24 protein-coding genes and 1 pseudogene are annotated in these 25,834 nt (G+C 65.6%); 15 read left to right on the top strand and 10 right to left on the bottom strand.

Annotated features, from left to right (window positions below):
* A partial coding sequence (locus BN973_RS09765; RefSeq protein ID WP_051641197.1) for a DUF190 domain-containing protein occupies window positions 1-1,068 on the top strand: 1,068 nt, incomplete at its 5' end.
* Between the two features lie 26 nt (window positions 1,069-1,094).
* Here the strand turns inward: BN973_RS09765 and BN973_RS09760 are convergent.
* The 4 genes from BN973_RS09760 to BN973_RS09745 are packed head-to-tail and all read right to left on the bottom strand — an operon-like array spanning window position 1,095 to window position 4,094.
* On the bottom strand, window positions 1,095-2,153 hold the full coding sequence (locus tag BN973_RS09760; protein WP_036467735.1) for a hypothetical protein: 1,059 nt from the start codon (window positions 2,151-2,153) through the stop codon (window positions 1,095-1,097).
* A gap of 26 nt (window positions 2,154-2,179) precedes the next feature.
* On the bottom strand, window positions 2,180-2,806 hold the full coding sequence (locus tag BN973_RS09755) for a GNAT family N-acetyltransferase (RefSeq protein WP_036467733.1): 627 nt from the start codon (window positions 2,804-2,806) through the stop codon (window positions 2,180-2,182).
* Between the two features lie 34 nt (window positions 2,807-2,840).
* Window positions 2,841-3,713 (bottom strand): LLM class F420-dependent oxidoreductase, encoded by an 873-nt coding sequence (locus BN973_RS09750; RefSeq protein ID WP_036467731.1) that lies wholly within the window; start codon window positions 3,711-3,713, stop codon window positions 2,841-2,843.
* A gap of 24 nt (window positions 3,714-3,737) precedes the next feature.
* Window positions 3,738-4,094, bottom strand: coding sequence for a DUF488 domain-containing protein (locus BN973_RS09745; protein ID WP_036467728.1), 357 nt, complete (start codon window positions 4,092-4,094; stop codon window positions 3,738-3,740).
* Window positions 4,095-4,233: 139 nt separating this feature from the next.
* Here BN973_RS09745 and BN973_RS09740 point away from each other — a divergent pair, with 139 nt between their 5' ends.
* Together BN973_RS09740 and BN973_RS09735 are read left to right on the top strand one after the other, a co-directional pair.
* Window positions 4,234-4,800: a hemerythrin domain-containing protein gene (locus tag BN973_RS09740; RefSeq protein WP_036467725.1), complete on the top strand. Its 567-nt coding sequence runs from the start codon at window positions 4,234-4,236 to the stop codon at window positions 4,798-4,800.
* A 24-nt stretch (window positions 4,801-4,824) separates the two neighbouring features.
* Complete coding sequence (locus tag BN973_RS09735) at window positions 4,825-6,288, top strand: protein adenylyltransferase SelO (RefSeq protein ID WP_036467722.1); 1,464 nt, start codon at window positions 4,825-4,827, stop codon at window positions 6,286-6,288.
* A 2-nt stretch (window positions 6,289-6,290) separates the two neighbouring features.
* Here the strand turns inward: BN973_RS09735 and BN973_RS09730 are convergent, their stop codons facing one another.
* Complete coding sequence (locus BN973_RS09730) at window positions 6,291-7,118, bottom strand: LLM class F420-dependent oxidoreductase (protein ID WP_036467719.1); 828 nt, start codon at window positions 7,116-7,118, stop codon at window positions 6,291-6,293.
* A 99-nt stretch (window positions 7,119-7,217) separates the two neighbouring features.
* Between BN973_RS09730 and BN973_RS09725 the strand changes: the two genes are divergently transcribed.
* A complete protein-coding gene (locus BN973_RS09725) occupies window positions 7,218-8,735 on the top strand; it encodes a flavin-containing monooxygenase (RefSeq protein ID WP_036467718.1) in 1,518 nt (505 codons plus the stop codon).
* Here the strand turns inward: BN973_RS09725 and BN973_RS09720 are convergent.
* On the bottom strand, window positions 8,707-9,102 hold the full coding sequence (locus tag BN973_RS09720) for a DUF4267 domain-containing protein (RefSeq protein WP_036467717.1): 396 nt from the start codon (window positions 9,100-9,102) through the stop codon (window positions 8,707-8,709). The two genes, BN973_RS09725 and BN973_RS09720, sit on opposite strands and share 29 nt — an antisense overlap.
* Before the next feature lie 20 nt (window positions 9,103-9,122).
* The gene (locus tag BN973_RS29900) at window positions 9,123-11,396 is read right to left on the bottom strand and encodes an SDR family oxidoreductase (protein WP_051641196.1); all 2,274 of its coding nucleotides are present in this window, start codon (window positions 11,394-11,396) and stop codon (window positions 9,123-9,125) included.
* Window positions 11,397-11,769: 373 nt separating this feature from the next.
* Here BN973_RS29900 and BN973_RS09705 point away from each other — a divergent pair, with 373 nt between their 5' ends.
* Window positions 11,770-14,655, top strand: a complete 2,886-nt coding sequence (locus BN973_RS09705; protein WP_036467716.1) for an MMPL/RND family transporter — start codon at window positions 11,770-11,772, stop codon at window positions 14,653-14,655.
* Window positions 14,656-14,694: 39 nt separating this feature from the next.
* Window positions 14,695-15,321, top strand: coding sequence for a DUF732 domain-containing protein (locus tag BN973_RS09700; RefSeq protein ID WP_232232058.1), 627 nt, complete (start codon window positions 14,695-14,697; stop codon window positions 15,319-15,321).
* 28 nt (window positions 15,322-15,349) lie between these two features.
* Here the strand turns inward: BN973_RS09700 and BN973_RS09695 are convergent, their stop codons facing one another.
* A complete protein-coding gene (locus BN973_RS09695) occupies window positions 15,350-16,633 on the bottom strand; it encodes a cytochrome P450 (protein ID WP_036467714.1) in 1,284 nt (427 codons plus the stop codon).
* 45 nt (window positions 16,634-16,678) lie between these two features.
* Here BN973_RS09695 and BN973_RS09690 point away from each other — a divergent pair, with 45 nt between their 5' ends.
* From BN973_RS09690 to BN973_RS09680, 3 genes are all read left to right on the top strand, one after another.
* Window positions 16,679-17,203, top strand: coding sequence for a TetR/AcrR family transcriptional regulator (locus BN973_RS09690; protein ID WP_036467713.1), 525 nt, complete (start codon window positions 16,679-16,681; stop codon window positions 17,201-17,203).
* Between the two features lie 6 nt (window positions 17,204-17,209).
* Window positions 17,210-17,959, top strand: coding sequence for a glucose 1-dehydrogenase (locus tag BN973_RS09685; protein ID WP_084163352.1), 750 nt, complete (start codon window positions 17,210-17,212; stop codon window positions 17,957-17,959).
* 184 nt (window positions 17,960-18,143) lie between these two features.
* Window positions 18,144-19,457 (top strand): cytochrome P450, encoded by a 1,314-nt coding sequence (locus BN973_RS09680; RefSeq protein ID WP_036472227.1) that lies wholly within the window; start codon window positions 18,144-18,146, stop codon window positions 19,455-19,457.
* Window positions 19,458-19,484: 27 nt separating this feature from the next.
* On the opposite strand, the gene BN973_RS09675 is transcribed toward BN973_RS09680, so the two are convergent.
* On the bottom strand, window positions 19,485-19,817 hold the full coding sequence (locus BN973_RS09675; protein WP_036467708.1) for a DUF732 domain-containing protein: 333 nt from the start codon (window positions 19,815-19,817) through the stop codon (window positions 19,485-19,487).
* Between the two features lie 149 nt (window positions 19,818-19,966).
* Between BN973_RS09675 and BN973_RS09670 the strand changes: the two genes are divergently transcribed.
* From BN973_RS09670 to BN973_RS09650, 6 genes and pseudogenes are all read left to right on the top strand, one after another.
* The gene (locus BN973_RS09670) at window positions 19,967-20,677 is read left to right on the top strand and encodes a CDP-alcohol phosphatidyltransferase family protein (protein WP_036467706.1); all 711 of its coding nucleotides are present in this window, start codon (window positions 19,967-19,969) and stop codon (window positions 20,675-20,677) included.
* 74 nt (window positions 20,678-20,751) lie between these two features.
* Window positions 20,752-21,309 carry a lysophospholipid acyltransferase family protein gene (locus tag BN973_RS09665; protein WP_232232057.1) on the top strand — a complete coding sequence of 186 codons (558 nt, stop codon included), beginning with the start codon at window positions 20,752-20,754 and terminating at the stop codon, window positions 21,307-21,309.
* A gap of 1 nt (window position 21,310) precedes the next feature.
* Complete coding sequence (locus BN973_RS09660; protein WP_051641194.1) at window positions 21,311-22,219, top strand: phosphatidate cytidylyltransferase; 909 nt, start codon at window positions 21,311-21,313, stop codon at window positions 22,217-22,219.
* A gap of 137 nt (window positions 22,220-22,356) precedes the next feature.
* Window positions 22,357-22,707, top strand: a pseudogene (locus BN973_RS32185) (ATP-binding cassette domain-containing protein); the annotation flags it as partial.
* Window positions 22,705-23,922, top strand: coding sequence for an ABC transporter permease (locus tag BN973_RS09655; protein WP_407067601.1), 1,218 nt, complete (start codon window positions 22,705-22,707; stop codon window positions 23,920-23,922). The pseudogene BN973_RS32185 and the gene BN973_RS09655, both read left to right, overlap by 3 nt.
* 91 nt (window positions 23,923-24,013) lie before the next feature.
* Window positions 24,014-24,892, top strand: coding sequence for a hypothetical protein (locus tag BN973_RS09650; protein WP_036467698.1), 879 nt, complete (start codon window positions 24,014-24,016; stop codon window positions 24,890-24,892).
* A 35-nt stretch (window positions 24,893-24,927) separates the two neighbouring features.
* Here BN973_RS09650 and mtf2 read toward each other — a convergent pair whose 3' ends face one another.
* Complete coding sequence (mtf2, locus tag BN973_RS09645) at window positions 24,928-25,749, bottom strand: fatty-acid O-methyltransferase Mtf2 (protein WP_051641193.1); 822 nt, start codon at window positions 25,747-25,749, stop codon at window positions 24,928-24,930.
* Between the last annotated feature and the right edge of the window lie 85 nt (window positions 25,750-25,834).

The following is a 25,834-nucleotide window of genomic DNA, read 5'->3' as shown; positions in this document are numbered from 1 at the left end:
TACTTCGGCGAGCGCCAACGCACCGTCGGCGACGGCCGGCGCTTTCTGGCCGACGCGATGTTCGATGTGTTCGGCGCCAACGATGTTGCGACCAGCGTGATGCTGCGCGGTATCGCCAGTTTCGGGGCAAGCCATGAGCTGCGCACCGACTTGTCGTTGAGCCTGTCCGAGGACCCTGCGGTCGCGATCGCCGCGGTCGACGTCGAGCCCAAGATTCGCTCCCTGGTCGACGAAGTCGCCGCACTGACCGGCCGCGGGCTGCTGACGCTGGAACGCGCGCGGCTGGTGACCCGGCAACGGGGTACCGACGCGCTCGGGGACTTCGGCGCGCACAACGGCGACGCCGCGAAACTGACCGTGTACGTCGGCCGACAAGAACGCGTCGCCGGGAAGGCCGCCTATTACGCGGTCTGCGACCTGATGTATCGACACGGGTTCGCCGGTGCCATAGCGCTTCTCGGTGTCGACGGCACCGCACACGGGCAGCGCCGCCGGGCCCATTTCTTCGGCCGTAACGTCAATGTCCCGATGATGATCATCGGTGTCGGGTCGACCGAGCAGGTTTGCGCTGCCGCGACGGAATTGGCCGATGTGTTGGCCGAGCCGCTGCTGACGGTCGAACGGGTGCGATTGTGCAAACGCGACGGCCAGATGTTCGCACGCCCACAGCAGCTGCCGATGACCGACGACCAGGGCCGCACCCTGTGGCAAAAGCTGATGGTGTACACGGCCGAGGCGACTCGGCACGACGCGCTGCCGATCCACCGTGCGCTGGTGCACCGCCTGATCCGGTCGGGAACGGCACGCGGCGCAACGGTGCTGCGCGGCATGTGGGGATTTCACGGTGACCATAAACCGCACGGGGACAGGCTATTTCAGGTCGCCAGGCGGGTTCCGGTGATGACCGTCATCGTCGATACACCGGAGTCGATCGCGCGCAGTTTCGATATCGTCGACGAGCTGACCGGTCGCCACGGACTGGTGACCAGCGAAATGGTTCCGGCGGTGCTGTCGCTCGATGAGACGCGACGCCTCGGCGACATCTCACTGGCACAGCACGACTACTAGGGCCAAACCCGTTCGCGGACAACCTCTTAACGGTGCGGATGACACGGCGGAATGAGCGCTTTGTCCTCATCGATCAGACGACCGACGAGGGTGTGGTACGCGGTTTGCCGCGTAAGGATTTCGTCGGTAGAAGGGTTTGCGAACGAGTCTCCGCGCGCCTCGGTCACCACCGATACCGCATCGGTGGAGATCTTGGCGATGCGTTGCAAGTGCGGCGCGAGATCGGGCGCTGACACCTGCCGCGAATAGCCGACCAGCCGATCTGACCAGTCCCGGTACCTGTTCAGGCCGGGGCCGCCCGGGGCGATCAACGAGGCGTCGAGCATCTCGGGATTCGCGTGGATGTAGTTCACGACCGCGTCGGCGGTGCGGCAGTCACGGCTCGGCTGAGCCTGCTGATACACCGCGAAGACTCCGGCGAACACGGCGACGATGACGACCGCCGCAAGGGCCAGACGAAACCGCAGACCTGGCGGCGGGGCGGCGGTGTCGTGCGCCTGGGCCAGCACCGCGAGTGCCTGCGGGCTGGCATCGGCCGCGGCACGCAGCACCTCGAGGCGTCCCGGTAGGCGGCGCGCTTTATCGATCACCCGGGCCATTCGAGCCGCCACCAGCAACGCCAATCCACTCCAGGTCAGCCCGGCCCGCATGTCGTTGCCGACGAACTCCAGCACCGCGGCCACCACCCACAGGACCGGCACGGCCCATGCCACCCGTCGCTGCCACACCGGCACCCGGCGCCGGTACGCCATCGAAAGGTCGCCGATGCGGATGGCGGCCGCCAACACGGCCGGGTCCGACGGCACCTCACCACCCCGCAGCGCCTTGACCGCTTGGGAGCGTTGGGCCAGGTCCAGTCCGGTCACGGTCCGCGCATAGCTTTGCTGAATCGGACGCCGGGCGGGGGTCGTCAACGCGGTCACGATCACGCTGAACATCAGCACCGACAGCAGCGGCCAGATCCATCCGGAGGCGGCAAAGCCGGGCAGTCCCAGCCCGCAGATCACCGAAAGTGCGATCGTGAACGTCGCGGCATTCACCAGCCACAGCACCCACCACGGCGCCACCACCAGCCGAGCCCACATGGCTACTCACTTTCGCGTAAGACAGCTCAGCTCTCGCGGGCCCGGGGCACGTCGTCGGGCGTACGCGGCAAGACGTACAAAGCCATCCGCCGGTTGGACATGTCGTGCTCGCCCAGAAAGACGCAGCCGCCTCGCTCACAGAACTTGCGCGCCAAGACGTTGCGGTGGTCGGGATCGAACATGATTCGGCGACACTGCGGTTCAAGGTTGAAGATGCTGACCAACAAGTGCGGCAGCAGATAGCTGACGTGTCCTTGACTCAGGTAATCCAAATCGGCCACGGCGACGTGCAGACCCAAATCGTGGGGGTGGTACTCATATCGGGTCGCGATGGAATCCTTTGCTGCCCGGTAGAGTTCGAGGTAGCCGCGGTCTATCCCGTCCAGGCTGGCCACCAACGGGCGAGAGAAGCTGCTCTCGAGTTGCGCACACAGGTAATGACGCCAACGCTTCGCCGGCCAGGGGTACTCCCACGATTCGGCCAGATGCGGTCGGTTCATCCACTCGGAGATCATCTCGGCATCGGTGTCCGGATCCGCCAGCCGCAAGCCGTACGGCTCGGGCAGTTGCGGCATCGGCGGCGGCGCGACATCCCGGACTTCGGCGCTGATGTCGGTCAGTTGCCGGGGCAGGATGGCTTCAGAGTCTGTCATGTCTTCCGCGCAGCCTACCCCGATCGTCGCAGGCCTAACTGCGATTCTCGATCCACCGATCGGCAAGCGCGGCAACCCAGTCGGCGACCGCATCGGCGCGCTCCGGCGGGATGACCACCAGGACCAGTTCGTCGACGCCCAGTTCAGCCAACGCGTTGACGTCGTTTTCGCGCGGATCCCGAAGCGCCACGGCCAACCGCAGCTCGGCACGATCGCGACCTGCCTCGTCGCACAACCGATCCAGTTTGGCGAGGCACTCGCGCACCGCCGCCACATCGTCGAGGTTGAACCCGTACCAACCGTCTCCCCAGGCCGCCACCCGCCGTAGCGCAGGATCACTGTTGCCGCCCAACATGATTGGGATGCGGCGGTCGCGAACCGGTTTGGGGTACACCCGAATCGAGTCGAAGCCGACGAACGTGCCATGGAAGGACGCGACGTCGTCGCGCCACACCGTGCGCATCGCGGCAACGTATTCGGCCGTGCGCGCCGCGCGATGCTCGAATGGCACTCCAAGAGCGGCGAATTCTTCCTTGGACCATCCGACGCCCACGCCAAGCGTCAGCCGCCCGCCGCTGAGCCGATCCAGGCTCGCGGCCTGCTTGGCCACCACCACCGGATTGTGCTCGGGCAACAGTAAGACGCCGGTAGCAATCGTGATCCGAGACGATGCGGCCGCGGCGAAAGCCAGCGTGACCATCGGATCAAGCCAATCCGCTTGTGCCGGAACGGCAATGACACCGTCATCGGAGTAGGGATAACGCGATGCGGATCGATCCACCATGACGACGTGCTCGCCCGCCCAGAGTGTGGCGAAACCGCATTCGTCCGCACGGGAGGCGACGGCGTCGATCACCGCCCGCTCGGCCCCGGCCCCGATTCCCAATGCGTGCAATCCGACCTGCATCGCACGATCGTCTCACGCCGAGTTTCAGCGGCCCTTGAGTAACTTCGCCAGGACCGCCGCGTGGCTTCCGTCCAGGTCGCGGGTGGCGCTGACCAGGGTCACGACACCGCGGTCGGCCAGCTTGCGCAGCTCGTCGAGCGCGGTGTTGGCGGCCAGTTCGGCCCGGTAGCGCGACGCGAATTCGTCGAAACGTTCCGGCCGGTGGTGGTACCACTCGCGGAGTTCTTTCGACGGCGCGACGTCCTTGCACCAGATGCCCACGCGGGGGTCGTCCTTGCGGATACCCCGCGGCCAGATGCGATCGACCAGGACGCGCTGACCGTCGTCGGGGTCGACGTCTTCATAGATGCGCTCGACCCGGATACGGCTTTTGGCGCCCATTCCACCAGCGTAGCTATTGCGAAAAAGGCTTGGTGATCAGCGTACCGGCGTTTATGTACACCTCACCCGGGTACGCATGGTTGGACGGCGCCCAGCCCGGCGCCGATACTTTTCCCTCACCTTGATTCCGGAGGTACCCGTGACCGACATGATCATCGAATCCCCCGACGAAGTCGTCGCATTCCTCAAAGCGCAGCACAATCTGATCGAGGACATGTTCGACGAGGTGTTGTTTGCGTCGGACCCCGCAGCACGCGGGGAACCGTTCACGGCTTTGCGTCAACTGCTGGCCGTCCATGAGACGGCCGAGGAAATGGTGGTGCATCCCCGGGTGCGGCGCGACGCCGATGCCGGCGACGCGGTCGTCGACGCTCGACTCGAAGAGGAGCACGAAGCCAAACAACTGCTGTCAAAAATCGAAGGGCTGGACATCACTTCCGACGAGTTCATCGACGAACTCGCGAAGTTGCGCGAGGCCGTTCTCGACCACGCCGAAAACGAGGAAAACAACGAATTCCCTTATCTGGAAAAGGTGCTCGATGCAGACGATCTCAAGCACATGACGATAGCGGTGAAGGCGGCCCAGGCGATTGCCCCGACGCATCCCCATCCCGGGGTGGAGTCGGCGAAGCTGAATTTCGCACTCGGGCCATTCGCGTCGATGCTTGACCGCGCCCGCGATGCGCTCCGCCACGTCATCGGCTGACTGGATGCTCGTAGTCTCGGTGGGGTGAGTGTTGCTTCGGAGATCCACGTCCCCCTGCAAGACCGCTTCGCCCGCGAACTGCCCGAGCTGGGCATACCCTGGCGATCCGAGACGACCCCGAACCCGCGGCTGCTCGTCCTCAACGAGCCGCTGGCCACCGGCCTCGGGCTCGACGCGGCGTGGCTGCGCAGCACCGACGGCCTGCGATTTCTCGTCGGTAATCTGCTGCCGCCCGGCGCGGCTCCGGTGGCGCAGGCCTACGCCGGGCATCAATTCGGCGGTCTTCAGCCCCGGCTGGGGGACGGGCGCGCGCTGCTGCTGGGCGAGCTGTCCGACGAGCATGGACGGGTTCGCGACATCCACCTGAAAGGCTCCGGCCCGACGCCGTTCGCCCGCGGTGGCGACGGCCTCGCGGCGGTGGGCCCGATGCTGCGCGAATACGTGATCAGCGAGGCGATGCACGCGCTGGATGTGCCGACAACACGCTCCTTGGCCGTGGTCGCCACCGGGCGACCGGTGCAGCGCGAGACAACCCTGCCCGGCGCCGTGCTGGTGCGGGTCGCCAGTAGTCACCTACGAGTCGGCAGCTTCCAATACGCCGCCCTCACCCGCGACCACGACTTGCTGCGGCGCCTCGCCGACCACGCGATCGCCCGTCACCACCCCGCGGCCGCGGAGACCGAACACCCGTACCGCGCACTGTTCGAAGCAGTGGTCCGGGTCCAGGCTTCGCTGATCGCGCGATGGATGCTGATCGGGTTCGTCCACGGCGTAATGAACACCGACAACACGACGATCTCCGGCGAAACGATCGACTACGGTCCGTGCGCGTTCATGGAGGCCTACGACTCCGACACGGTTTTCAGTTCGATCGACCACTGGGGGCGCTACGCCTACGGCAATCAGCCCGCGATCGCCGGATGGAATCTGGCCCGGTTCGCCGAGGCCCTGCTTCCGCTGCTGGCCGACACCATCGAGGAGGGAATCGCGTTTGCCGAGGAGACATTCGGCGTATTCCAAACCGAATACGACGCCACCTGGTCGTCGGGCATGCGCGCCAAGCTCGGCTTACCCACGACCGTCGAATCCGGGACGCTGACGTCATTGGTCGACGACTTGCTGGCCCTGCTCAAGGAAAGCCGTGTCGACTACACCTCGTTCTTCCGCCGGCTCGGCTTGGCGGCGCGCGGGGATGCCGAACCCGCCCGTGGCCTTTTCATCGACCTGGCCGGTTTCGACGAGTGGATGTCGCGCTGGCGGGCATGGGGTCCCGACGCCGAGTCGATGGATCGCGTCAACCCGATCTACATTCCGCGTAACCACCTGGTCGAGGAAGCCCTGGCCGCCGCGACGGCGGGCGACCTGGGTCCGGTGCAGCAGCTGCTCGGCGCGGTGGGGGCCCCGTATGACGAACGACCCGGACTGGAGCGCTATGCGAGTCCGGCGCCAGAAGACTTCGGTAACTACCAAACCTTCTGCGGCACTTAGCTTTACGCTATCTTGGCGACCTCGGCCCGCAGCTCGTCCAAGTGGCGGAGCGTCTCGTCGCGGGATGCGGTGGGCAGGTCCAACAAGACGTGTTCCAGCCCCAAATCGCGACAACCCGTCAGCTCTTTGGCGGAGGGTTCGCCCCCGTGGAAGTGGACGATCGGTACGTCCTGGCCGGCCACCTCGCGCAATTGGTCAATCTGCGGCGCGAGTTCCTTCGCTGATTGCGTCATCGAGAGCCAGCCGGCATTGAGCCGGGCGATCCGCTTGAAGCCCACCGGTCCCCCGCCCAGATATAGCGGCGGATACGGGTGCTGTATCGGCTTGGGCCAGCTGTAGATCGGGTCGAAGTCGACGAATTTTCCGTGGTATTCCGCTTTCTCCTGTGTCCAGATTTGGATCATCGCATCCAGTCGTTCGTCGACCACCCGTCCGCGCATCGAGGGATCGACCCCGTGGTCCGCAATTTCTTCGCGCAGCCAGCCCACGCCCACACCGAAGCGAAATCGCCCTTGCGACACCGCATCAAGCGATGCGACCTCTTTGGCGGTCTGAATGGGATCGCGCTGCACGACCAGTGCGATGCCGGTGCCCAACAGGAGGTCGCGGCTCGCGACCGCCGCCGCCGTCAGCGCCACGAATGGATCCAGCGTGCGGTAGTACTTATGCGGGATCGGGCCACCGCTGGGGTAAGGGGTTTTGGCATCGACCGGGATGTGCGAATGCTCGGCCAGATACAGCGACTCGAATCCGCGCTCCTCGAGCGCGCGGGCCAGCTCGACGGGGCCGATTCCCTCATCGGTCACGAAAGTCAGGACACCGAAACCCATGTTCGCTCCCCTCGTCGCAGTCATCAGTCAACCGCATCCGGGCTCGCGTGTCACTTGATCGGATCCCGGGTGGGCCGAAGTCGTGCGACAGTTTCTCCGATGACGAAAAATGTTGCGGTGATCGGCGCCGGGCCGAGCGGACTGGTCGTCGCGCGTTGGCTGGTACAGCAGGGATTTGAACCGACCATCTTCGAGCAGGGCCCGATGCTGGGTGGGCAATGGGCGGGCCTAAACGGGCGAAGTGGGGTGTGGCCGAGGATGCACACCAACAGCAGTCGCACCGTCACGGCCTTCAGCGACCTCGAGCACACGACGGACCATGTCTACCCGTCCAACCGCGAGGTCCTCGATTACTTGCGCCGCTATGCCGACGCGTTCGGGCTCACGCCGCGCGTCCGGCTGGGCACCCGGGTCGAACTGATCGACCGGGATGCAGCCGGCTGGGTTGTGACTAATGCCGGCGCGGCCGAACGCTTTGATCGAGTTGTGGTGGCCAGCGGGCGGTTTCACTGCCCCGCTATTCCCGCCGTGCCGGGGCTGGATACCTTTTCCGGCGCGGCGGAGGCCATCTCCACCTACCACTACCGCGACGGGTCGACGTATCGCGGGAAGCGGGTTCTCGTCGCGGGCTGCGCGATCAGCGCCCTGGAAATCGCGGCAGAAGTCGCCGAGCTCGGTGCGGCGCAGGTCGTCGTGACCCAGCGCCGGCAGCGCTATATCGCACCGAAGTTCGCCGCGGGAGTCCCCTCCGACCACCGGCTCTTTACCCGATACGGCGCCCTGGCGGCCGAGACTCTGGCCGCGGCCGATGTCGACCGAATGCTCAAGGAGATCGTCGTCGGCGCCGCGGGCAGCCCGGATCAGTACGGCGCGCCCGCACCCGACCCGTCGTTGTCCAAGGCCGGCGTGACGCTGTGCCAGCACTACCTTCCGCTCGTGGCCGAGGGCCGAATCTCGGTGCGCCCGTGGATGAAATCCGTCGCGGGCCGGATCGTGACTTTCGCCGACGAGCATGCCGAGGAGTTCGACGGGATTGTGTTCGGCACCGGCTACCAACTGTGTCTGCCGTTCCTGAGTGACGACATCCGGGCGATTCTCGACCTCGATGCGGTGCACATGGATGCCGACCGCTACACCTTTCACCCCGAGCTTCCCGGGCTGGCGTTCATGGGCCTGTGGGACCAGTCGGGCGGATACTTTGTGCCGCTGGAACTTCAGGCCAGATGGATCGCGTACACGTGGGGCGGCGCGATCCCGGCGATCCGCACGAGCGACCAAAGGTCGGCGATCGATGCGTACCGCGCCAATCGAGGGACGCCGCAGAAAACCCGGATGGATCTCGCGGCACTGACCTTCGCGCGCGCCGCCGGGGTCGAGCCCAACCTGGACGACTGGCCGCAGCTGCGCCGCGCCCTGCTGTTCGGTCCGCTGACGCCGAGTTGCTTTCGGCTCGAGGGACCGGATGCCCTGCCCGACGCGGCCGAGCGGTTCGCCCGCGATGCCGCCCGCTTCGGCGCGATCACGTCGAACGAGATGACTGAGCGCGAAGAGAGCGATTGGTCGCGGGTCCAACGCGCTGACCCGGTGCTCAGCCCGCCGGCGTCTCCACCGCTTTAGACCCGGGCCGCGCCGCGCCCCACAACCCGACACCGATGCCGACGACGGCGCCGCCCAGGCCGATCAGCCGTTGTGAGAGCTTGAGCTCGTTGTGCACACTCAGCCCGCCCAGCAGATCCGCCGCGTCGGCCCCGCCGGACGCCAGGAACCAGCCGCGAGTGTTCTTGCGACGCAACGCAGCCGACAAAAGCAGCCCGCCGATCAAGGCGTCGCGGTAGCCCATCGATCGCAGCAGCAGTCGCGCCGTCGGAGTCGGCTCCCCCGGGTCGCCCCAGAGCTTGTTCGCCCCGAGGGGATCGATGAGGAAATGGACACCTGAGGCGAGTCGGATACTGCCCGCGATAAGTGCGGCACGGTCGATCGGCATGGCCGCAGCCTATCCCTGCCTCACCGGGCCGCGGAAACCCCGCCCGCCTTCGCGCCGACGGCGTGTTTCGCAAGGCAGGCCGCACCGGGAACACAGCTTTCAACGACCGCTTGCAGTTCCTCGGCGGACAGCCGAGCAGAGGCGCCGGTGTACTTCGGGTCGATGACGCCGGCGCCGAATTCGAGCCACTTCGGATCCACCTCGACATCCAGAAAACTTGCCAGCTGCGCCAGCGACGAGCGGGTGTCCGCTACCAGATCCGCGTAAGACAGCGGAAGGTAGCGGTCCGCGGACAGGTCGGCGAGCTCGGCTTCGCCGGTGACGATCAGCTCGCTCCACATCCGGCCGAAGCGGGCGATGGGCAGGTTCTGACCCATCAGGGTGTCGACCTCGCAGGTGTCGCCGACCAGAGACGCGAGCTCGATCGGTATCGCCGTGGGATCCAGCCGCAGGCCAGGGTGTCGACGCTCCGGGTCGAGATCGAGAAGCTCCAGCGCGTCTTGAATGAGCGCCATCAAACGGAATCCGGTGTGTTCGCTCATCGACACCGCCGTGTCCGGACCGTTGCGAAACAGGTGCACGAACTTCGCGTCCGGGAAGGTCTCGCGCAGCCACGAGACACTGCTCAGCGACATGGCTGACCGCTCCACCATGACAGTCCCGCCGAAATGCTTTGCAAGCCAAGCGAAGAGCTGCTCATAGTGCATCCGCGACGTTTGCCCCGGCCACGTCGGAACCTCTGCCGCAAGCGCGTCGAACACACCGTCGGGGTCCGAGGACAGATGCGGCAGCGTCATCATCGAGATCGCGGGAATCCCGGTCGTGTTCGCGTCGAACCGGGTTCCCTGCAGTCGCGGATAAATGAACTCCGGCATGGCCGAGCCACCACGGACCATCGAGTCGAAAATCGGGTGCGGTTCGGCCAGCATCCGCCAGAACTGTTCGCCCGACAGTGGCTGGTCGGCCGCCGACGACGCGCGCACCGATAGGTAGAACTCGTTGAGGCTGAGCACATCTGGGTGAGCGGTGAGGATTCGCGACAGCGCGGTCGATCCGCTTCGTCCCACCGTGACTATGAAAGTCAAACCCCGAATCGGGCGAGCCGGGTCGGCGCCGTGCGCGGTGACGTCGAATGGACTCCCGACCGAGACCAGGGGTGCGACCGTCTCCCGGGGTTGGTGCTGCTCGGGTTTGAACGTGAGGTAGCGCTTGTACCGGCCCACGCTTCCCAGCAGATAGTCGAAGTCGACGATGGTCTCGCGGTGCGGCTCACCGATGACGGCTCGCGTACCGGTCGTGTCGTAAGTCCGGCTGTGCGCCAGGTAGGGAAAGAAGCCGCTGGCCCACCGCAGGCGTCGTTCCAGCAGATTGGGGTCCTCGATCGGGCCGTCGACCAACGTCAGCGGAATCGGCGAGAGCGCGTTGAACAGGTCCACCAGCGTTTGCACCGCGACGTCGTGGTGGTGGACGACGTGGTAAGTGCTCAGGCCGTCGGGGGCCAGCCGCATCAGGCGGACCATCTCGTCGGCGGCTTCGTCAGCGGGCATGTAGTTCAGATGGCCGTTGAGATCGCCCCTGAGCCTGATCGACATCTTGGTGCGCATTGGCCGCCCGGAGACGGAGAACAGGCGCATGCCGCTGTCCGCGGACGTCGATAGAAAGGACAGCGGATGCAGCGGGAAGTCCGGATGCGGCGGGCGGTCGACGATCAGGGCGCTCGGCCGCAGCACCACGACCCGGCGCCCGGTGCGCTGCGCCCAGTCCCGCACCAGCGACTCGGCCTCGAATTTGGACTGCTCGTAGTTGTTCTCGAAACCTTCGCCGTCCGCCAGCTCCGTCTCGCAGATGAGACCCGACCGGCGCTTCCCGGCGACGAAGGCGGTCGACACGTGGAACAGATCCGGTGCCCGTGATCCGGCCTCGGCGAGTTCGAGAATCCGGGTTGTTCCGCCGACGTTGGTTCGGCGAAGGTCGGCGAGATCCGCGTCCAGCTCAATGCTGCCGGCGCAGTGCAGGATGGCATCGGCGCTGTCGGCCAGCTCCCGGAATCGCTCGTCGGATAGCCCCAGGTTGGGCGCAGCGAGGTCCACCGCCACCACGGTGAACCGTTCGCGCAGCTCCTCCTCGGTCCACACCTGCCCGTCGGTGACAGCGAGCGGGAGGGCCTTGCCGATGCGGGTGATCGGGTCCAACGGCGGCCGGGACAGCAGGGTGAACGTATCGTCCCCGCGGAGGAGTTCACCCAGGATGTGAATACCGAGAAACCCGGTCGCGCCGGTGATCGCCCAATGCATTGACACCCGTCCTTGCGCGAAACTCCGCGCCGAAACAGCCCGATTGCCCCCCTCGCGAACTTACTGGCACATCACAGCTGCCGCCATCTGGCACCAAAGCTTGAAGCTATTACCGCAGTTCACAGGCCTAATCGGTGCGATCGAGCGCTGTCGGTGGCCGCAGGCTGTAATAGGTTTCCTGTCGCCGTCGATTCATCAATGAGAGACTTTGGAAGCGTTGCCTGGACACCACCTGCTCTCGCGGCGGGTCGACGCACCACCAGAGGAGACGAGAACTAGTGACAGCAGCTGCTGGCGCACCGGGGAGGACGGCGTGGTCCGAAGGGAGCACGCTTGATGTGAACGCCGACAACTTCTGCTGGCCGAGGGCCGCATGAGCGATCCACGGGTGGACGGCGAACGCCGCACGCCTTTCGTCGCGCGGACGATCCATCGGTTGTCTGTGGCCATCGTCTTGGCGTGGCTGGCCCTCACCGTCATCGTGACGATGGGCGTCCCCTCGCTCGAGAAAGTCGAGCAACAGCGTTCGGTATCGCTGAGCCCCAAAGATGCGCCGTCGATCCAGGCCATGCAGCGCTTGGGCCACGACTTCGGCGAATCCAATTCCGACGCGTTGGCAATGATCGTCCTGGAGAGCCAGCAGCCCCTGCGCGACGATGCTCACCACTACTACAACCAATTGCTGCAGCAATTGGCCAGCGATCCGGAGCATATCCAGCACATCCAGGACCTGTGGGGAAACCCGGTCACGGCCAGCGGCGCGCAAAGCGACGACGGTAAAGCCGCATACGTGCAGCTGAAGCTCGCCGGCAACCAGGGCACGCGCCTGGCGAACGAATCGGCTGACGCCGTGCGCGACATCGTGAACAAGATTCCGCCACCGGCAGGGGTCAAGGTCTACGTCACCGGACCCGCACCGCTGATTTCCGACCTGAACCACAGCGGCCAGAAGACACTGCTCAAGGTCACCCTGGTCAGTCTCGCGGTGATCTTCATCATGCTGCTGCTGGTCTACCGGTCACTTAGCACCGTCATTGTGCTGTTGCTGATGGTCGGCATTGAACTGCAGGTGGCGCGCCAAATCGTCGCCTTCCTGGGCAGCATCGGCGCCATCAGTCTCTCTACGTTCGCCGTCAATCTGCTGGTCACGCTCGCGCTCGCGGCGGGAACCGACTACGGAATCTTCTTCGTCGGCCGCTATCAAGAGGCACGGCAGGCCGGCGAAGATCCGGAAACGGCTTATTTCACGACGTACCGCAGTACCGCCAAGGTCGTCCTGGCTTCCGGCTTGACGATCGCCGGATCGGTGTTCTGCCTCAGCTTCACCCGGATGCCGTATTTCCAAACGATCGGTATCCCTTGCGCGGTGGGCATGTTGGTCGCGGTGGCGATTGCCCTCACGTTGGTTCCGGCCGTTCTTGCGATCGGTGGCCGGGTCGGCCTGATGGAACCCAGGCGCAGGCTCACCGATCGGCGTTGGCGGCGCATCGGCACGGCAGTCGTCCGGTGGCCCGGACCCATTTTTGCCGCGGCATGCGCGGTCACGCTGGTGGGCCTGCTCGCCTTACCGGGATATACGACCAACTACCACGACCGGGTGTATCTCCCCGACGACCTCCCGACCAACCAGGGATACGCGGCCGCGAGTCGGCACTTCCCGCTGGGCCGGATGCTGCCCGAGTTCGTGTTGATCGAGGCCGATCACGACATGCGCAACCCGTCGGACTTCCTGATCTTGGAACGGTTGGCCAAGGGTGTTCTCGCGGTTCCGGGTGTATCCCGGGTGCAATCCGTCACCCGTCCTTCGGGAACTGCGATGGCGCACACGACGATTCCGTTCCGGTTCGGCGTGATGAACGCAAGCCAATTGGTGAACCTCGAATATCAAAAAGCTCGCATGAACGACATGCTCAGGCAGGCCGATGAGCTGAACAAAACCATCGCAATCACGACGACGCTGTATCACCTGATTTTGCAGATCAACGGTGTCACCCACGACCTGGCCCAGAACACGCATGAAGTTCAGGCCATCACCGGCGAGCTACGCGATCAGATCTCGAATTTCGAGGACTTCCTGAGGCCGTTTCGCAGCTACTTCTACTGGGAAAAGCACTGCTACGACATTCCCGTCTGCTTCGCGATCCGGTCACTGTTCGATTCGTTCGACGGTATCGACGCGATCAACGACAAGCTGGGCGAACTGGTGATCAACATCGACAAAATCGATGTGCTGCTGCCGAAACTGGCCGCCGAGTTGCCGATTCAGATCGAAACCATGAAGAGCATGCGCACCATGATGCTGACCATGCACTCCACCATGACCGGGATCATCGGCCAGGCGGACTCGCAGGGCAATATCTCGACGGAGATGGGTGAGGCGTTCGACGCGGCGAAGAACGACGATACGTTCTACCTGCCGCCGGAGGTTTTCAAGAACCCCACCTTCCAAAAGGTCATGGGACTGTTCCTCTCGCCGGATGGCAAGGCCGCGCGGATGACCATTTCGGACCGGGGCGATCCCGCGACGCCCGAAGGCATCGCGCGCGTCCAGGCGATCAAGACCGCCGCCGAGGAAGCGCTGAAGTCGACTCCGCTGGAGAACACCAGCATTTATGTCGGTGGTGTTTCCGCGACCTACAAAGACCTGCACGACGGGTCCCGATATGACCTGATGATCGCCGGAATCGCCTCTCTCTGCCTCATTTTCGCGATCATGCTGATGATCACGCGGAGTTTTGTGGCGGCAATGGTGATCGTCGGCACCGTGGTGACTTCGCTGGGGGCATCCATCGGATTGTCGGTGCTGCTCTGGCAGCACATCATCGGGCTCGGGTTGGAATGGCTCGTGTTGCCGATGTCGGTCATCATCCTGTTGGCGGTGGGTTCCGATTACAACCTGCTGCTTGTCTCCCGAATGAAAGAAGAACTCGGCGCCGGAATCAACACCGGCATCATTAGGGCGATGGGCGGTACCGGAAAGGTCGTCACGGCCGCGGGCCTGGTTTTCGCCGTCACGATGGCCTCGATGGTCGTCAGCGATCTGATGGTGATCGGCCAGATCGGAACCACGATCGGTCTGGGCCTGCTGTTCGACACCCTGATCGTGCGCGCGTTCATGACGCCATCCGTCGCCGCGCTGCTGAAGCGCTGGTTCTGGTGGCCGTTGAAAGTGCGGCCGCGACCGGCCAGTTACCTGCTGCGGTCCGAAGGGACCCGTCCGCAGGTGCGCGAACTGCTCGGCACCCGGGCGCCCGACTAGCACCCCGAGTCGTCGCCGGCGGCCCGTACCATGGCCGTCATGTCCGAGCCGGTGCCTGCTACCGACAAGACCGTCGGGCTCGACGGCAGTGAGACCGTCGCCGCGCCCACGGCTGCGGAACCCGAGGCGGCCACATCGGCGAACTCGGCCGGTTACGCGTGGTCACGCGACGATGCCGACGACGATGTCCCCAGCGACGCGGCCAACCCGCGTCAATCGTGGCGTGCTACCTGGCGCACGGCCGCCGCGCTGCTCGCGGCCGGGCTGGTGATCGCCGGGGCGATCGTCCTTGGGCGTTCGCTGTTGACCAGTCATCCCAAAGCCGCGGCGCCCCCACCCACGGCGGCACCGACATCCAAGACGGCCCCGGCCCCCGCAACGGCATCGACGGCCGCCCCGTCTTCGATCGTGTCGACACCGGCTCAGGACAACAAGTACGTCCAGGATCTCAACGACCAGGGAATCTCCTTCGCCAACCCGGACGCCGCGATCTACAACGGAAAGATGGTGTGCGAGAACATCCGTCTGGGCATGACGGTGCAGCAGATAATCGCAGATTTCCGGGCGAGCAATCCCGCGCTGGGCGGCCACGCCGAGGCATACGTGACCATCTCGGTCCACGCATACTGCCCGCAGAACAGCAACCTGGTCGGCAGCGGGCCCTAACCGGCTCGCCGGGCCACGGACGGGAAGGCTACGACGTCGCGGTGAACTCGATGTGCAGTGCGTCCAGCCCGCGCAGGATGTAGAGCGGCACATACCGGAAACGACGGTTCCCCGGCGGACCATGCTGGCCTTCGTCGATCCGAATCTCGTTGAGCCGGTCCAGGATCCGCTCGATCGTGACGCGGCCCTCGATCCGGGCGAGCGGGCCCCCGGGACAGCTGTGCACACCTCGCGCGAATGCCACGTTTTGACGTGCGTTGGGCCGGTCTACTCGCAGATCGGCCGGGCAGTCGAAGTGCCGCGGGTCTCGGTTGGCGGCACCGGGCAACAGCATCATGGTGGTTCCCGCGGGCAATTCGACGCCGCCCAGCCTCGTCGAGGTGCGGGTCAGCCGGAAGTCGCTCTTGATCGGGCTCTCCAGCCGCAACATCTCCTCGACGAAATTGGGAATGCGCTCGCGGTTGCCGCGCAACGTATCCTGCAACTCCGGATCCTCGGCCAAGACGCGTAGCGCGCTTGACAGCAGCCGAGCGGTCGTCTCGTGGCCCGCGATGAACAGAAACGTGGCAATACGGACCAGATCGACGACGTCGGGTAGCGAGCCGTCCGGGAAACGTTGAGTGGCCATCTCGGTCAGGATGTCCGGGCGAGGAGCCGCGCGCCGGTCGCTGATGTACGCGGTGAACCACTTATCCAGGTAGGCAAGGGGATTCATGCTCACTGAACCGTCATCATCACGCTGGGCCCAATCCGGATCCTCCGCGGGCCCCCGGCCTGCCAACAGGTCACGGAACATCGAATGGTCGGCCTCGGGCACTCCCAACAAATCGGCGATCACCAGCAGCGGAAACGGTTGGCCGAACGCCGAGGCGAATTCACACCGCCCGTCGGCGACGAACTCGTCGATCAACTGGTCGGCGAGGCGCCACATGAACTCTTCGTTCTCCTTGAGCCGCTTCGGGGTGAACAGCCCGTTGAGCAACGCGCGATGCGCGGTGTGCCGGGGCGGGTCGAACGAGACGAGGTGCTCACTCATCGGAAATTGATCGCGGTGGGATTCGATGAGGTCCGAGATGTCGTCGCCGGCCACCTTGAACGGCAACGGGAATGGCCCCAGAGATGAGTTCACCGCGGAGTACGTGGCGCTGTCCCGGTACACCTCGACAAGTTCGTCGTAGCCGGTCACCGCGACGACGCCACTGCTGGGCACGGGCACGACCGGGCACTGTGCGCGCAAGTACTCGTAATAGGGGTACGGGTCCGCGGCCACGCCGGAATCGGTGAAGAAGTTGACTTCGCTGAAGTCCCGCATGGCGTGACGTTAACACTGCTTACAATTAGTGTAAAGTCTGTAAATGTGAACGGTCTCGGCGCGGCGGACCCGATGCGCGAACGCATCCTGAGGGCCACCTTCAAGGTGCTGTGCCGCCACGGGTACAGCAAGCTGAATTTGTCCGACGTCGCGGCCCAGGCCGGCATCTCGCGCCCGACGCTCTACAAGTTCTTCTCGTCCAAAGACGACCTGCTGTCCGCCTTCAGCGTCTTCGAATTGCGGCTGCTACGTGAGGATTTGGGCCACGCGATCGCGGACCGAAGCGGTGCCGAGAAAGTCGAGGCCCTGCTGCAGTTCCTGGCCGGCTTCCACGCGTCGTATCAGATGCGGGGACTCATCGAAATAGAGCCTGGCCTGGCACTGGGCCAGATGGCAAGAGCACTACCGGCATTGGTCGAGCTGGTCACCCCCGCGCTAGCGGGACAGGTCCGCGACCCCGAGGTGGTGGCGATGACGTTGGTGCGTCTGGCGGTATGTCACTACCTCGTTCCCGGCCACGACGATGCCCGGCTGCTCGATCAACTGCGTGCCAGCGCGGGTGTACGGTAACCGGCCATGGGCAGAGCGGGACGAGTTGAGGGCAAGGTAGCGCTGGTCACCGGCGGGGCTCGCGGCATGGGCGCTTCCCATGCGCAGGCGCTCGTGGCCGAGGGCGCGCGAGTGCTGATCACCGATGTTCTCGACGACGAAGGCAACGCGGTCGCCGAAAAGCTCGGGGAATCAGCCGATTTCGTGCATCAAGATGTTGCGGATCCCGATCAGTGGGACCGCGCCGTCGACGCGGCGGTGAAGCGATTCGGCCGACTGGACGCGCTGGTGAACAATGCGGGAATCGTCAAGCTGGGCTCGTTGCGTGGCTCCTCCGTGTCCGACTGGCACCAAGTCCTCGACGTCAACCTCACCGGCGCGTACCTGGGTATGCGCGCCGCGATCGAACCGATGATCACCGCGGGCGGGGGGTCGATCGTGAACATCTCGTCGGTCGAGGGATTGGCCGGCAGCGCCCACTTGCATAGCTACGTGGCCGCAAAGTTCGGCTTGCGCGGCATCACCAAATCGGCCGCGGTGGAATTGGCGCAGTACAAGATCCGAGTCAACTCCATCCACCCGGGCCTGGTGCACACCCCGCTGAGCCAGGGCGTCACCGAGGAATTCATGCAACCCATTCCGCTGCGCCGCGGCGCCGACCCGGCCGAGGTCTCCACCTTCGTCGTGTTCCTGGTCAGCGAGGAATCCGCGTACGCGACCGGAGCCGAGTTCGTCGTCGACGGCGGCCTGACGAGTTACGTGCCCGCCAAGATCTAGAGCACCGCGCGCCCGCGGCTCGTCGGGGCGACCGAGGCTCGCTTGCCGCGTCGCGCTTACCGCGTTCTGCCGTACGGTGAGGAATGGTTGTGTCGCGCCTAGGGATTACCCGTACCGCGCGTGCTACCAGGCCACGGTGATATGTTCCGGCCACGACGTCGCGGCCCGCCCAAGGAGGATCGTTATCCGGACGAGCATCTGGTTTCGCTGGATGGCGAGGTACGGTGCGCCGCGCGCATTCTTGGCGGTGCAGGCTCGCCGCGGACAACCGTTGGCCCGGTTTCTGCTGGGCCGGGCCCGCGGAGACGAAATGTATCGGCTGGTCGAGGACATCAGGCAACAGGGCCGGCTGGTCCGACGGCCGTTCGTGTGGGTGAGCGCCGACCACGAGATTTGCCGAACGGTGTTGCGCGACGACCGGTTTGGGGTCACCAACATCGTGAATGCGCCTCTGCCGCAGCCAGTTCCGGCCTTGCTGGACCGAACGGATCCCGGCCTGCCCAATCCGGTGGAGCGTCCGGCGATGGTGATGTCGAACCCCCCGGATCACACCCGTTACCGGCGTTTGTTCGCCCAGAGCTTCACGCCTCGGGCCATCGACAGGCTCGGCGCCCGCGTCGAAGAAATCACCGGTGAACTGCTCGACGGCTTAGAGCACAACCCGCGACCCGACCTGGTCGCCGACTTCGCGACGGAACTGCCGGTGGCCGTGATCGCCGAGATCCTCGGGTTGCCAGTCGATGCGCGCCCGCAGGTGCGCGAATGGGGCTACAGCCTGGCTCCGCTGCTGGATTTCGGTACCAGCTGGAAAACGTTCCTCCACGCCGTCGAGCGGCTGCGCGAAGTCGACCGCTACGCCGCGCAATTCATCCAGCGAGCCCGCGAGGGTGATTCGCGCGACGATCCGTTCGGCCGGGTGGCCGCCGGCGGGGAGCTGACCCATCGCGAATTCGCGGCCAACGCAGCACTTCTGGTGGGCGCCGGGTTCGAGACGACGGTCAACTTGATCGGCAACGGGATCGTGCTGCTGCTGCGGCATCCCCGTCAACTGGCCCTGCTGCGCGACGACCCGTCGCTCTGGCCGGCGGCAGTCGAGGAGATTCTGCGATTCGAAAGCCCGGTGCAGATGCTCGTGCGCACCGCACGCCGCGACGCCGACATCGCCGGGGAGCACATCCGCGCCGGCTCGATGTTCGTGCTGTTGATGGGCGGCGCCAACCGCGACCCGCGCGTGTTCAGCGACCCCGGCCGGTTCGACATCACCAGGCCCAATGCGAAAGACCACGTGGCGTTCGGCTCAGGGATCCACGGTTGCCTCGGCGCCGCCCTGGCACGAATCGAGGGCGCCATCGCCCTGCGCAGCCTGTTCGAGCGGTTCCCGGACCTGTGCCTGCACGAGCGGCCCGAACCACTCGAGCTGGTCACCTTGCACGGATTCAAACGCCTACCGGTCGAATTGCGAACCCGGCCGGCCGGAGAGGCGCGGTCCGTCAGATAGCGCCGGCCACGAAGTGCCGGGCCAGATCTACGATGACGCCGGCGGCTGGGTAGTCAGTTCCCCCGCGTGTTGGGGGCAATAGGCGTCGACCGCGATCCGGGTGAACTGGACGGGGCTGTCCCCCTTGAATGCGGGATTGCTCTCCTCCAGGTCCTTGATGACCTCGGTCTCGGACATGCCTTCATCCATCAGCTTGCATTCGCTCTTGCCTACCCCGATGGCGACGCTCGGCGTCTGGAAGGTGATGCCGGCGTTCTTCAGCTCGGTCAAAAAGTTCGAATCCGGACCCGGATCGGCCTGTGCCGGTGCGGCAACGGCGATGACAGCGGCAAAACTCGCAAAAACGATAACCCCTCGCATCGCTTCATCCTCCTACAGGCGCGCGCCCTTGTCCTGCCGACGTTTTTTGGGATCGGTAGTCGCTCCGGGTCGATGTACTCGTCGCAATCGCAAGGCCACCTAGGCGGCGAATGTGCAACAAATCGGCACAACACGAAAGGAGCCCAGCCGTGACCAGCCTCTACGCGCTCAAGCCGTGGTTCACCAAGCGACTGACACCCGTCGTCGACGCCGCCGTTGCCCGGCGAATCTCCCCGGATGTGTTCACCGCTGCCGGTGTGACCGCGGCCGCTGCGGCCGCAGTTGCGGTCGCGTTCGGATGCTGGCCGCTCGCGGCGCTGTTCATGGTGCTGCGGCTGGCCGGAGCCAACCTCGACGGCGCGGTGGCCCGCGCCCGTGGCGTGAGCCGGCCGTGGGGGTTCGTGGTCAACGAGCTCGGCGACCGCACGGCTGACCTGCTCGCGTTCGCCGGCCTGGCGGTGTGGGCGGCCCGGCAGCACGGTCCCGGGCTGCACTGGCTGTCCTGGCTGGTGTTTCAGGTCCTCGTCGCCGCGCTTGCCGCGACGCTTCCGACGTTCGCGTCGCTGGCCGCGGCCGCAGCAGGCGCAACGCGGCGCAACGGTGGCCCGCTCGGCAAGACCGAACGTTGCCTGTTCGTCGTGCTGGCCACGGCCTTTCCGGTCATCATGCCCGCACTGCTGGCGCAGCTGGTGAACGGTTCACTGATCACCACGGTGCTGCGGCTACGAGCGGCGCGCCGCGAGCTGAAGGCCCAGCGCGTCGTCTTGGTCGAGCACTTCGATGCGGTCACGCAGCCGATCAACACGATCACCCAACCGCTGAACCTCGTCACGCAACCTCTCACGGCAGTGGCGGCATGACCGCGAACCGGATGCCGAGTGTGCTTCGGCACTGGCTCTGGCGGACCGTGTGCGCCGCGTCGGGCGGCCTGAGCGTGAGCGGACGCTTTCGCGCCACCGGTGGTTGCGTGGTCGTTGCCAATCACAGCTCGCACGCCGACACCGCGGTGCTGCTGGCGGCGCTTCCACCGTCGGCTCGGCCGGTGTTCGGCGCGGCGGCCGACTACTGGTTCGACGTACCCGCGCGGCGGTTCGTCGCGACTTCGCTCGCCGGGATCCTGCCGGTACGGCGGTCCGGTGACGGCAACTATGCCGCACTGCTCGCGGCGGCCGGACCCGCGCTGAAGGCCGGCCGGACCGTCGTCATCTACCCCGAGGGGACCCGGTCGACCGACGGCACCATCGGCGCGTTTCGTTCCGGCGCAATACGATTAGCGCGCGATTGCGGCGTGCCGATCATACCCGTCGCGATCGCGGGGACCGCCGACGTGCTACCCAAGGACGGCCACTACACCCCCGCCCCGATGCACGTCCACGTGGGCGCACCCGTCGACCCGCACACCACGTCCGCGCCGCAGCTGCGGGCACGGGTGCTGGCATTGCGCGCGGACCGCGCGGCCGACGCCGCCGACCGGTATGCGCTCGCATCCTGAAATGGCGATCGTCGAGAACTACCTGTCGTTCGTCCGCCGGGATCGGCGGATGCCGCTCAATGTCGACCTCGGTCCGCTGCACATCCACCTCTACTCCCGCGCCGTGTTTCTGCTGTGGGTTACCGTGGCGATCCTGGCCTTGGCCGGCATCGTCGTACTCGTCTCCCGCAAGCCGGAACTGATCCAGAAGTGGCGCACCTGGGCGCTGATCGCGCCCGCGGTCGGCATCCCGGTGTGGATCGGTCACGCCACCACCGCCGTATTGGCGGCGGCTCTGGCCGTCGTCGCGGTGACCGAGTACGCGCGACTGGTAAGACTGCGCCGCGCGGATACCTACCTACTGATAGCAATGGCCGTGCTCTACCCGGCCGCCGCGTGGTTGCGCCCGTCGCTGCTGCAGCTCGCGCCCGTCGTCGCGCTGCTGTGCGCGGCGCCCTCGGTCCTTGGCGGCGATGTCGAACACGGCTCCAAGAGAACGGCTTTCGCCGGGTTCGCTTCGTTGTGGATCTGCTGGTCGCTGTCTCACCTCGTCATGGTGTGGCCGGACGCCTATCTGCTGTGCTTTGCCGTCGCGGCCACTGACGTCGCCGCATGGTGTGGCGGAAAGGGGTTGCGCCGCATGGCTTGGGCACGTCGGCCGTTGTCCCCGTTGAGCCCCAACAAGACCGTCGGCGGGATGGTCGGCGCGATCGTCGGCGCGTTCGTCATCCTCACGCTGTTGGGCACCATCTCGATCGGATTGCTTGTCGCGGTGTCCATCGGTGGTGTCTTCGGCGACCTCCTGGAATCGATGTTGAAGCGGCAGGCCCAGGTCAAGGACGCCGGCTGCTGGCTCCCCGGCTTTGGAGGTCTGCTCGACCGGATCGACTCACTGCTGGTGGTGCTCCCCCTGGCCTACTTAATCGGATGAGGACTCAGATGACCTGTGCTACAACTGTGATCGCCCCCAGGATCCCACCGGCAGCCACGGTCGGCGGCCTTGACGTACGCGACGTGAGCCTTACTCTCGACGGCAATGTCATTGCACTGGACCGAATTTCATTCACCGCTCGCCCGGGTACGCTGACGGCCGTGATCGGCCCGTCGGGAGCGGGCAAGTCCACTCTCGCCAAGGTGATCGCCGGAGCTACGAGGCCGACGGCCGGGGCGGTGTCGCTGGACGGGACAGCATGCGTGTTGTCGCACAACCGGATCGGGATGGTGCCCCAGGACGACGTCGTGCATGGTCGGCTGACCGTCGGGCAGGCGCTGGAGTTCGCCGCGGAACTGCGGATGCCCGCCGCAACCCCAGCCTGCGATCGCCGTCAGGTGATCGCGGCGGTACTCGAGGAACTCGAGCTGACACCCCACGCCGCGACCCGCATCGAGAAGTTGTCGGGCGGGCAGCGCAAACGGGTGTCAATTGCCTTGGAGCTGTTGACACGTCCCTCCCTGCTGGTGCTCGACGAGCCGACGACGGGGCTGGACCCGGCGCTGGACCGCACCGTCATGGCAATGTTGCGCCGGCTCGCCGATGCGGGTCGCGTGATTGTCGTGGTGACGCATTCGTTGACCTTCCTTGACGTGTGCGACCAGGTGTTGCTGCTGGCGCCGGGTGGCAAGACCGCGTTCTGCGGTCGCCCCGACGAGATCGGATCGGTCATCGGAGCCGTCGACTGGGCCGACATCTTCAGCATCGTCTGCGCCGACCCCGCCGGTGTTCAGCGCCGCTTCATGGCAAGTGCCGGATCACAAGCTGATATGACGATGGTTCGGCTCATCTGGCCCGCGGAGCCGACGGAACCCGCACGCGCCGGCCGATGGCGCCAGCTGTCGACGCTCGCGCGCCGGCAGGTCCGCCTCCTCGTCGCCAACCGCGGCTACTTGATTTTTCTCACCGTACTGCCGTTCATCGTCGGGCTGCTGCCACTGACCGTGGCCGGTCACGCCGGACTCGGTCACGCGGATGCCTCCGTGCCGTTCGAGGCCAAGCACGTGATCGCCTTGACGAGCTTCGCCGCAATCCTGATGGGCATCACGCTCACCGCGCGCGATCTCGTCGGTGAGCGTGCGATCTTCCGCCGCGAGCAGGCGGCCGGATTATGTTCCACCGCATATCTTCTCGCGAAGATCGCGGTCTTCGGCGGAGTCGCGATGACGCAGTCGGCGATCCTGGTTCTGATCGTCACGGCACCCGGGATCGGCAAGCCGGGGCCGACGGGCGCGGCGATCCTGGGTGGCCCGATGTTGGAATTGTTCGTCGGCGTCGCGGCAACGTCGGTGGCTGCGATGGTTGCCGGGCTTGCAATTTCGGCGTTGGCGCGGACCAGCGATCAGGTGATCGTGCTGCTGGCGATGACACTGATGGCGCAACTGGTGCTCGCCGGCGGGTTCATCCCAGTGACGAATCGGCCGTTGTTCGAGACCCTGGCCTGGTTCACGCCCGGGCGGTGGGGCTTCGCGGCCACCGCGTCGACGGCGGATCTGACTCACCTGGTCGCGGGAATTGCCGACGACACCCACTGGCACCGCACCGCGTCGACCTGGCTTTTCGACATGATCATGTTGGGGGTGCTGGCCGTGCTCTTCGCCGGCGTCGCGTGGTGGAGGACTCGGCGCGACGAACGCGCCTAGACGACTCAGGACCGCTGGGTGGACGGTAGCCCGCCACCACCTCCACACTGATTGAACGGCGGGGACGACGAAGAATGTGGCGGGTGTAGACATGCCCTTTGAAGATCCAACTGCGTCAGGCGTTTCGGCTGCCGAACACGCGGATTCGCTCGTCGCCGCCGCGCGCAACGACCCGGCGGCGCGGCTGGCGCTGCTACGCCGGCTCTACGAGGTCCCACGCGGTGTGGATCGGGGCTACCTGCGTTACCGGCGTGCGGCCTCGGCGTTCATGGGATGGCAGCTGCGGCGAGGGCTACTTAACCCCGAGGGCGTCTCGTGCCCGGGCAGCCCATGGTGGCGTGCGGTGAACGAAACCCTGTTGCGCGACACGGCCGAAGCTCGGGCGTTCGCATTCGGGCATCCGGGCGAACGCAGTTCAGCCGCGGTCAGCACGCACCTCGACTTCATCCGGCAACCAACCGCGCGCAATTGGTATCGCGCACACAACGCCTCGATCGCCTCAGCCTATTTGTCCAACGAGGAACTAGCCCGTCGGGAAACGCGGGTGGAACGGTTCTTTATCAACGTCGTCCTGATCCGGGTGCTCTATGCCCATGCGCTTGTCGCCGCGCCGCGGCTGGCGATGGGCTGGCTGGCCCCGTTTGCGCGCCCGCTCGGCGACCCCCGGTTGGGCATGACCGGGATTTTCTTGTCGCTTTCGCGCATCCTTCCGGACCGCTATCCGCTGGGCGACGACGTGGAAACGTACATCGCGCTCGAGCACGGCTTCGGTCACTTGCTCGACGTCGGAGTCATCCAGCCCAGATGGGGCCGCCTCTATGACTGGTCCTCGGACGAGCTGGGCCGGCCGGGACTTCGCGACCTCCTGACTGATAACACGCCCTCGTACGCGTGGGATATCGAGGACGAAGTCTGGCGATTTGCTCCTTCCCGGCTGGCCCGTGCCGCGCGGCGGATCGTCCCAGCCTGAAACCGCGGTTCTGCCAACCGTTTTCGGATCGGGCGTCACGCCTTGGCGAAGCAATACATCCGGTAGTCGGTGGAACCGCCACTTTTCATGTCCTGGTGAACCCTCCACACGAGTACGTATCCATGGACCAACAGCCACCTGTGCAAGACGGCGGGCACGAGGCGTTCGACGGCGCGTACCCACCACTGCGAATTTTTCTCCATGCCGCGCACGACCTGCTCATTGATCGTCGTGTGCGAAAGCATCCTCATCGGCGCGTTGGCGAGCTGCGCCTCCCAGTCGGCGACGGTGTCAGCGAAGCGGAAGTCGGCGTATAGGAAATGCCCGCCCGGGCGGAGCACCCGGCCCACCTCGTCGAGGAAACGGGGAAACTGTCGGTAGAGATGCGAGGATTCGATATTGATCACCGCATCGAAGGATTCGTCGGGAAAGGGCAGGTTCTCGGCGTCGCCTTTCACGAATTCCAGGCCGGCCAGCCGGTGCCTTTGTCGGCAGAAGTCGATACCGACCGCATTCAAGTCCAGTCCGGTGTAAGAGGCCGGGTGCGCCGTACGCGTCAGATAGGAGGCCCCGCCGCCGTGGCCGCAACCCACCTCCAGCACGCGCTTGCCGGTGAGGTCCACTTGGGTCGCGGTGCGGTGGTAGAGCTGGATGAAATACCGGTCGTGCTCGTCGGAGGCCCCCAGCGGCACGGCCATCGGCGGATCTTCCTCGTACCCGTAATTGAGGAACAACACATCATCCGAGCGAAGCCGACGGGTCAAGTAAGGATAAAAATACTGGTAAACGAACTGGATGAACTTCGCTTTGAGCGTCCAAAGCGGCGACGGACGAAACTCTCGGGCCTCGAGTTCCATGGACGGAGTGTAGTGCCATCGATCACCGAAATACGCGAATTCATCCGAATTCGGGTATCGGCCGCGGGGACCCGATATCCAAGCC

Source organism: Mycobacterium triplex, from assembly GCF_000689255.1.
Lineage (GTDB): Bacteria > Actinomycetota > Actinomycetes > Mycobacteriales > Mycobacteriaceae > Mycobacterium > Mycobacterium triplex.
Note: the sequence above shows the minus strand (reverse complement) of the source record. Positions and strands in the feature narration are given on the sequence as shown.

Bases quoted from the DNA above. Each gene is read 5' to 3' on its own strand.
- BN973_RS09760 (WP_036467735.1), bottom strand. From the start codon at position 2,153: ATGTGGGCTCGGCTGGTGGTGGCGCCGTGGTGGGTGCTGTGGCTGGTG.
- BN973_RS09725 (WP_036467718.1), top strand. From the start codon at position 7,218: ATGACGAAAAATGTTGCGGTGATCGGCGCCGGGCCGAGCGGACTGGTC.
- BN973_RS09720 (WP_036467717.1), bottom strand. From the start codon at position 9,102: ATGCCGATCGACCGTGCCGCACTTATCGCGGGCAGTATCCGACTCGCC.
- BN973_RS09695 (WP_036467714.1), bottom strand. From the start codon at position 16,633: ATGCGGGACTTCAGCGAAGTCAACTTCTTCACCGATTCCGGCGTGGCC.
- BN973_RS09745 (WP_036467728.1), bottom strand. From the start codon at position 4,094: ATGGGCGCCAAAAGCCGTATCCGGGTCGAGCGCATCTATGAAGACGTC.
- BN973_RS09730 (WP_036467719.1), bottom strand. From the start codon at position 7,118: ATGGGTTTCGGTGTCCTGACTTTCGTGACCGATGAGGGAATCGGCCCC.
- BN973_RS09700 (WP_232232058.1), top strand. From the start codon at position 14,695: ATGTCCGAGCCGGTGCCTGCTACCGACAAGACCGTCGGGCTCGACGGC.
- BN973_RS09685 (WP_084163352.1), top strand. From the start codon at position 17,210: ATGGGCAGAGCGGGACGAGTTGAGGGCAAGGTAGCGCTGGTCACCGGC.
- BN973_RS29900 (WP_051641196.1), bottom strand. From the start codon at position 11,396: ATGCATTGGGCGATCACCGGCGCGACCGGGTTTCTCGGTATTCACATC.
- BN973_RS09660 (WP_051641194.1), top strand. From the start codon at position 21,311: ATGGCGATCGTCGAGAACTACCTGTCGTTCGTCCGCCGGGATCGGCGG.
- mtf2 (WP_051641193.1), bottom strand. From the start codon at position 25,749: ATGGAACTCGAGGCCCGAGAGTTTCGTCCGTCGCCGCTTTGGACGCTC.
- BN973_RS09705 (WP_036467716.1), top strand. From the start codon at position 11,770: ATGAGCGATCCACGGGTGGACGGCGAACGCCGCACGCCTTTCGTCGCG.
- BN973_RS09755 (WP_036467733.1), bottom strand. From the start codon at position 2,806: ATGACAGACTCTGAAGCCATCCTGCCCCGGCAACTGACCGACATCAGC.
- BN973_RS09750 (WP_036467731.1), bottom strand. From the start codon at position 3,713: ATGCAGGTCGGATTGCACGCATTGGGAATCGGGGCCGGGGCCGAGCGG.
- BN973_RS09650 (WP_036467698.1), top strand. From the start codon at position 24,014: ATGCCCTTTGAAGATCCAACTGCGTCAGGCGTTTCGGCTGCCGAACAC.
- BN973_RS09675 (WP_036467708.1), bottom strand. From the start codon at position 19,817: ATGCGAGGGGTTATCGTTTTTGCGAGTTTTGCCGCTGTCATCGCCGTT.